A 7,955-nucleotide genomic window follows, 5' to 3' on the forward strand; every position below is an offset into this window, starting at 1 on the left:
TAAAAAAATGAAGTTTGGTTTCGTTAATCTTACTCTTGACTTTCTGGATGAAGAAGAACTAATCACTGCCCAGAAGATAGCAGGAGATGCCAAAAAGTTCTTTACTGATGAAATGAAGGTTTCTATTATTGAATCTGCACCCTCTATAAATAGCAGAGAGATGTCAAAAGCAGCATGGAAACTTTTTAAATCCGAAAATGTTGATGCAGTAGTAATATTCAATGGTACTTTCAGCACAGGAGAAGTAGCGGCAGAGATTTTCAGAAATATCGACTGCCCTTATCTTATCTGGGGGATAGAGGAGTTTGCCATAAAAAAACATAGCTTTACAGGCTCAATGGTAGGAGCAATGCCGCAGGGTTCCATACTTGCAAATTTCGGTAAAAAATTCAGCTTCGTATATGGAAATGTTTCAAAACAGAATGTTCAGGACAAAATTAAAGTTTTTGTTAATGCGGTAAGAGCAATATCTTACCTTAAAGAGGCTTCAATAGGCGTTATCGGCATGAGGCCTGATGGTTTTGAAATTTCTGATTTTGACGAACTTGCAATAAAAAATATCTTTGGCACTACGATCACAAAGCTTTCAATGTATTCTTTTACAAATGTGATAAAAAGTATTACTGAAAAAGAAATCAGCGAAGATATGAAGAAGCAACAGGAAATATTTAACATACCCAAAGAAAATCTGGAAGAATCCAGAGGGTTGTCAAGAGTATATCTTGCTGTAAAAAAGGTAGTTGAAGAAAGAAAAATACAGGCTTATGCTCCGGACTGCTGGCCTGAATTAAGGGATATCGACAAAACCCCTATTTGTCCGGCAAACGGAAGAATGTGTGCTGAAGGAATAATGGCTTCATGTGAATGTGATGTAAACGGAGCCCTCACTCTTTTAATAGAATATGCAATGACCAAGGGGACTCCATGGCTGGCTGATCTTGTAAATTATATTGAAGAGAAAGATGCAATACTGTTCTGGCATTGTGGAAACGGTCCCTATAATACAGCTTCTTCCAAACCCAAGATAGAAAGAGTGTTTGGAGGCCTGGCAGAAACATCTTCTTCAAAAGCCGGAGTTGCGACAGTGGTAAGACTGAATGCAATAAGGGGAAAATATACCATTCATGCTAGTCTTGGAGAGGTAGTGGACAATGACCTTTATCTGAAAGGAAGCAACCTGACGATAAAGATGAACAGCGGAAATATGGGATTTATTGAATCACTTCTTTGCAACGGAATACCTCATCACAACGGTATAGTGTATGGAGATATTATTGCGGAGGTAAAGGAATTTGCCAATCTTATGAATATTCCTGCAGTAATTTTTTAATCTGAATTAATTAAAAAATTACAGTAATCAAATTCCGATAATTAAGATTAAAAACTTTTAAAAATTTAAAAAACAATTAGATAGTAAAGGTCAGAAGGAGGAAGAATGAAAAAATTTAAATTATTTATTGACAATGAGTGGGTTGAACCGGAAGATGGAAAATATTTCACTTCTTATTGTCCGGCAACAGGCGAACCATTAGCTGAACTTGCATCAGCGTCGGCAAATGATGTAAACAAGGCAGTTCAGGCTGCAAAGAGAGCTTTTCCTGAGTGGTCAAAAACTGATGGTGATGTTCGTGCAGATTTAATGATGAAAGCATTGTCTTTGTTCAAGGCAAGAATTCGGGAATTCGCAGAATGGGAAGCTAAAGATGTAGGCAAACCCATCAAAGAGACCATGGGAACAGACCTGCCTTATGCCTTCAGGGCAATGGAATATTTTTCAAACCTCGGAAGACAGATAAGAGGCAATGTCATACCTCTTCCCGGTCGTAGCGCTCTTTGTTATGAAACATACGAGCCTTTTGGGGTTGTAGGCTCTATCATACCCTGGAACTTCCCTCTTCATATTGCAACCAGGACAATATGTCCTGCACTTTCTGCAGGAAATACCGTAGTACTGAAAGCTTCCTCGCTTGCTCCTATTACATGTTCCATGATGGCAGAAATTTTCCTTGAAGCAGGCTATCCAAAAGGAGTAATAAACATTGTCTCAGGTTCCGGAAGTGTTACGGGAGAGGCCATGCTCCGTAATGATGATGTGAACATGGTTTCATTTACCGGTTCGACTGAAGTTGGAAGAAGATGCCTTCATTCTTCTGCTGAAACCAACCTTAAGAAAGTGTTGCTTGAGCTTGGCGGAAAAGGACCTTTTATTGCTGACAAAGATTGTCTTGTAAGCGACGCTGTAAATTCACTTATTATCGGTTTCTGCTTCATGCAGGGTGAAGTTTGCTGTGCTTCTACCAGAGCATATGTCCATAAAGACATATATGATGAATTTGTAGAGAAGCTGGTTGCAAGATGCAATGCCATCAGGTTGGGCGACATAATGGATCCGGAGACCCAGATGGGTTCCCTGATTGACGAGAATCAGTTCAAACAGGTTGATAAATATGTAAAAGATGCAGTTGCCGATGGTGCAAAACTATTATGCGGCGGCTTCAGGGAAATGGATGCCCCTATGGATAAGGGCTACTTCTACAGACCGACGGTTCTGGAAGTTGCTTCAAATGATCTGGCCTGTGTTCAGGAAGAAATATTCGGGCCGGTAGTTACTGTAAAGAAAATTGATAATTTTGAGGAAGCTCTTGAATTATCCAATGATTCTGTATATGGTCTGGGCGCAACGGTATGGAGTGAAAATTACAGGACATTGCTTAAAGCAACTGAAACCTTTAATGCAGGAATAGTATGGATGAATACAAATGTGATGTCAAAAATAGAAGCTTCATATGGCGGCAATAAACAAAGCGGTCTTGGAAGAGAAGGCGGAGTTGTAGGTCTTATGGAATACTTAAAGTGCAAAAATAATGTACTTTATACAGGTCCAAGAGAAAATTATTATGGTTTTGAAGATTAATAAGTTTTTATTAATCAAAATAATTAAATGATTTAATTCCGTGATAAGAAGATTATATTTTTTTATAAATTACTTTATAAAACCTTATCCGGACTGGTATTAAAGTAATTGATAGATAATATGTTTTCTTGTCACGGAATTTGTTTTTAATGGTTGTATTTAATTAAATTTTTTAAGGAGATGGGACAATTATGAATGAAAATTCATTAATTGACGCAATGGTTGAAAAATCAAGGGTAGCACAGCTTGAATTTGAGAAGTTTGACCAGAGCCGTATTGACAGGTGTGTGAAAATAATCGCAAAAATTGTTTTCGATAATGCTGAGAAATTTGCGAGAATGGCTGTTGATGAGACAGGAATGGGCAATTATGAAGACAAGCTCAAGAAAAAACTGGGAAAATCAAGAATAATCTGGAACAGTCTGAAAAGTAAAAAATCAGTAGGAATTCTTGAATATGACGAAAAAACCAAGATTGCGCTTATTGCAAAACCTGTGGGAGTTGTGGGTGCTGTTACTCCATGCACTAATCCGGTAGTAACCCCTATGTGCAATGTAATGTTTGCTTTAAAAGGTGGAAATTCCATAATAATCGCTCCTCATCCGAGATCCAAAAAATGCGGAAAATATTTTGTGGATCTCTGCAATGAAAAACTATCTGCGGAGAAAGTTCCGGCAGATCTTATACAGATAATTGAGGAACCGACAAAAGATCTGACAAATGAGCTTATGAGGAAAGTGGATGTTGTTGTGGCAACAGGCGGAATGGGAATGGTAAAAGCTGCTTATTCGAGCGGAAAACCTTCTTTCGGAGTCGGAGTTGGAAATGTTCAGGTAATAATGGACAGAGATATTGACATAAAAGATGCTGTTTCCAAAATCATTACAGGCCGGGCTTTTGACAATGGGATTATCTGTTCTGCTGAACAGACTGTAATGGTTCCGGACGAGAAGTTTGATGATATCGTTAGTGAATTTAAGAATAACGGGTGTCATTTTGTTTCAGATAAAGAAGAAAAGCAAAGACTGCGAGATGCTCTTTTTATAAATGGTGTTCCCAATAAAGATGTCATAGGTCAGGAAGTGTCAAAAATAGCAGGAATAGCCGGGATAGACATTGCTGCCGGTGTGAAAGTGATAGTTGTCGAAGCGGACGGAACAGGCAGGGAAGATGTATTCTGTAAAGAGAAAATGTGTCCTGTTATTGCATTAATCAGGTATAAGAATTTTTCGGAAGCTGTAAATTATGCACAGACAAATCTTGATTTTGAAGGTAAAGGTCACAGTATTTCCATTCATTCTAATAATAAAGAGAATATTGAATATGCTGCTCTTAATGTGAAAGTCAGCAGGATTCTTATTAATCAGGTTTGTGCAACATCAAACGGCGGAAGCTTCTTTAATGGTCTTGCCGCAACCACGACTCTCGGCTGCGGCTCCTGGGGAAATAACTCAATATCTGAAAATTTTGATTACAAGCATTTATTAAATATAAGCCGGATAGCTTACTTCAACGAATCACTGAAAGCTCCCAGCGATGAGGAGCTCTGGGGGGAAAGTCTATGAAACTTCTTGAGTATAAAGGTAAAGAATTATTAAAAGAATACGGTATCCCTATTCAGAACGGAGTGGTTGTACAGGAAAACCAGGACATAAAGGAATCCATCAAAGCTTTAAATCCGCCTTATGTTTTGAAAGTACAGATAATGGCTGGCGGAAGAGGGAAAGCAGGGGGTATCAAATTTGCTGAAAGCCCGGATGAAGCCGAAAAGCTTGCAAAAGAGATGCTTCAGATGGAAATCAAGAAGCTGAAAGTCAGAAAAGTCCTGATTGCAGAGAAAGTGGATCTGGCTGATGAATGGTATCTGAGCATAGTTCTTGACAGGTTCAACAAAGCTCCGATGTTGATATTCAGTCCGCTGGGAGGTGTAGATATAGAGGAGACAGCAAAAAATAATCCTGAAAAAATAGTAAAGATTCCGATCAATTTTTTCATGGGGATTAAGGAATATACAATCAGATATATCTTTAAAAAATATGATTTGGATCTTGCTCTTACGGAAGCTTTTACTTCAATTGTCAAAAATCTTTACAAGCTTTTTATAGAATATGACTGTACTCTTACTGAGATAAATCCCCTTGCAATTATAGGTGATGGAAAATTGCTTGCAGTAGACTGTAAGGCCGATATCGACAATAGTTCACTTTACAGGCACAGCGATATAGCTGAATTCAGGAATTCAATTGAGGAAAATGCTCTGATAAAAGAAGCCAGGCAGTTTAATTTTCTTTATATACCTGTTACAGATGAAGGGAATATAGCTGTTGTAAGCAATGGTTCGGGAATGATTATGTCCTGTATAGATCTTATAACAAAAAATGTGCAGAAGGTCGGGGCTGCTCTGGATCTTGGCGGAGGAGCTACTTCAGACAGGATTGCTGAAGCAGTAAAGATAATTTTTAAAAACAAAAATATTATGTGCCTGTTTATTTCAATATTTGGGGGTATTACCCGCTGTGATGAAGTCGCCCTGGGAGTAAAAGCTGCTTTGGATTCAGGAGAAATTGAAAAAGACAGAGTCGTTGTTATCAGGCTTGAAGGCACAAACAAGCCAGAAGCGTTAAAGATATTGTCAGAGATAGGCAGCAATGTAATTATTGCTGACAGTATCAGCGATGGTGTTAGTAAAATCAGTTCCAGGAGATTTTAAGTATGAGTATATTAATAGATGAAAATACAAAATTAATAATACAGGGAATTACAGGCAGGGAAGGAACTTTTCATGGGGAAAGAATGATTGCCTATGGTACAAAAGTGGTGGGAGGAGTCACACCCGGAAAAGGCGGACAGAATGTATTTGGAATTCCTGTTTTTGATACTGTAAAACAGGCTTATGAAGAAACAGGTGCAAACACTACAGTATTATTTGTACCTGCAAGATTTACTGCCGAAGGAGCATATGAGGCAATTGATGCAAAGATACCGCTGGTTATAACGATTGCTGAACATGTTCCTGTTCACGATATGATGAAAGTCTATAACCTTGCAAGGAAATCGGATTCCATAGTTGTAGGCCCGAATTCATTCGGAATTATTTCGCCTGGCAGGTCAAAAGCGGGTTTTATGCACGACAAGATATTCACACAGGGCAATGTAGGGCTGATGTCCAGGTCTGCAACAAACTGTTATGAGACAGTATTCCTTCTTACCAATGAAAATATAGGACAGTCCACGGTAATAGGTATAGGCGGAGATATGATTCCGGGTTCATCTTTTATTGATTTCCTTCCAATGTTTGAAAACGATGAACAGACAAAGATCATTGTTCTCATAGGTGAAATCGGAGGAAGCGACGAAGAGATTGCTGCCGAATACATTAAAAAACATATAAGGAAACCTGTTGTAGCGCTTATAGCGGGAAAGAATGCTCCAAAAGGGACATCAATGGGCCATGCAGGAGCAATTGTTTCCGCTGACGGAACAGGAAGCGCTGAGAATAAGGAAAAGAAGCTTTCTGAAGCCGGTGTAATAATTGCTGAAAGCACGGAACATATTGTTAAGATAATAAAAGAAATGCAATAGTGTGTTTATAAAAGGCAGAGACCGCGGGCAATTTCCTGTTTCAGCTTTTTAGTTCTCTTTATAATATATTTTATTTTAATGTAAGGCATGTTTTATGAAAGCGGTAGTAAAGGAAAAAAAAGGTTATGATAATATAAATTACAAAGAGGTGCCGGATCCGGCAATCAATGATGATGAGGTGCTTATAAAAGTCATGGCTGCAGGTATCTGCGGGTCAGATCTGCATATATTTCATGATGTTTTCCCTTACTGGCCGCCTGTCATACTTGGGCATGAATTTGCCGGTGTAATAGTTGAAAAAGGCAGAAATATTACACGATTTGAAGTCGGAGACAGGGTAACTTCTGAGCCTCAGCAGAAAGTGTGTGGGGTATGCAGATTCTGCAGGGCAGGTAAACCTCATCTGTGTGCTTTTAAAAGATCTCCGGGATGGGGAATTGACGGGGCAATGGCTGAATACATAAAGATTTCCGACTGCAAACTCCATAAAATACCTGACAATATATCTTTCGTTGAAGGAGCAGCAATAGAGCCGGCCTCAACAGTCACCCATGCTGTCATTGAAAGAGGAAATATAAAGGTCAATGATTTTGTAGTAGTTACCGGAGCGGGGGCAATAGGTCTTATAGCGGCACAGGTTGCAAGAGCATGCGGCGCACGCAAGATAGCCATAACAGGTCTTGATATTGATGAAGAATACAGACTGAAAGTTGCAAGAGAGCTTAAAATTGATTTTGTTTTAAATGTTCAGAAGGAAAAACTTACAGACGTAGTAATGAACAATACCGAAGGATATGGAGCAGATTTTGTTGCTGAATGCAGCGGAAGCGAATCAGCAGTAAACGATGCAATTGAGATTCTGGCAAAAAGCGGAAAACTGGTCGGTCTGGGATTAAGCGGGAAGGAAACAATAAACATAAAATGGGATAAAGCTGTTCAGAAGGAGATTGAAATAATTCCATCCATGAGTTCTACTTTTTCTTCATGGGAACATACGATAAGTCTGCTGAGCGAAAACAAACTCGATCTGGGCAAAGTAATCTCTGATGTTATGCCGCTTTCCGAGTACAGAAAGGCATTTGAAAAAGTTGATAAAAAGCAGGGCTTAAAGATTGTTCTTGTTCCCGATAAAGAATATAATAAATAATTCTTTTAGAGGAACAAAACAAATAATTACAAATAAAAAATGAATACTAACCTAACTAAAGGAGAAATAATGTTAAGAGAGAAACTAAGCGGGGTATTTATTCCTGCCATAACACCTTTTGCTTCAAACGAAGAGGTTCAGTACGATAAATTGGAAGAGAATATACGAAAGTATAATAAAACTTCTATAGGGGGCTATCTGGCATTAGGCTCAAATGGTGAGAATAAAAGCCTTACTTCTGATGAAAAGCTGAAAATTCTTGAAGTTTTTGTAAAAAACAAACAAGATAAAGTTGTAATGGCGGGAACAGGA

7 protein-coding genes are annotated in these 7,955 nt (G+C 38.6%); all 7 read left to right on the forward strand.

Annotated features, from left to right (window positions below):
- The coding region (locus GXZ93_04690; protein ID HHT79077.1) for a hypothetical protein at positions 1-1,330 on the forward strand (1,330 nt) is incomplete at its 5' end.
- A gap of 105 nt (positions 1,331-1,435) precedes the next feature.
- The gene (locus GXZ93_04695; GenBank protein HHT79078.1) at positions 1,436-2,914 is read left to right on the forward strand and encodes an aldehyde dehydrogenase; all 1,479 of its coding nucleotides are present in this window, start codon (positions 1,436-1,438) and stop codon (positions 2,912-2,914) included.
- Positions 2,915-3,105: 191 nt separating this feature from the next.
- The gene (locus GXZ93_04700; GenBank protein ID HHT79079.1) at positions 3,106-4,479 is read left to right on the forward strand and encodes an aldehyde dehydrogenase family protein; all 1,374 of its coding nucleotides are present in this window, start codon (positions 3,106-3,108) and stop codon (positions 4,477-4,479) included.
- Positions 4,476-5,624, forward strand: coding sequence for an ADP-forming succinate--CoA ligase subunit beta (gene sucC / locus GXZ93_04705; protein HHT79080.1), 1,149 nt, complete (start codon positions 4,476-4,478; stop codon positions 5,622-5,624). Before GXZ93_04700 ends, sucC begins: the two co-directional genes overlap by 4 nt.
- Before the next feature lie 2 nt (positions 5,625-5,626).
- Positions 5,627-6,496 (forward strand): succinate--CoA ligase subunit alpha, encoded by an 870-nt coding sequence (gene sucD, locus GXZ93_04710; GenBank protein ID HHT79081.1) that lies wholly within the window; start codon positions 5,627-5,629, stop codon positions 6,494-6,496.
- Between the two features lie 94 nt (positions 6,497-6,590).
- Positions 6,591-7,643 carry an alcohol dehydrogenase catalytic domain-containing protein gene (locus tag GXZ93_04715; GenBank protein HHT79082.1) on the forward strand — a complete coding sequence of 351 codons (1,053 nt, stop codon included), beginning with the start codon at positions 6,591-6,593 and terminating at the stop codon, positions 7,641-7,643.
- A gap of 69 nt (positions 7,644-7,712) precedes the next feature.
- Positions 7,713-7,955 (forward strand): dihydrodipicolinate synthase family protein (locus GXZ93_04720; protein HHT79083.1); only part of this gene is annotated, 243 nt, incomplete at its 3' end.

Source organism: Actinomycetota bacterium, assembly GCA_012837825.1.
Classification (GTDB): Bacteria; Actinomycetota; Humimicrobiia; order Humimicrobiales; family Humimicrobiaceae; genus Humimicrobium.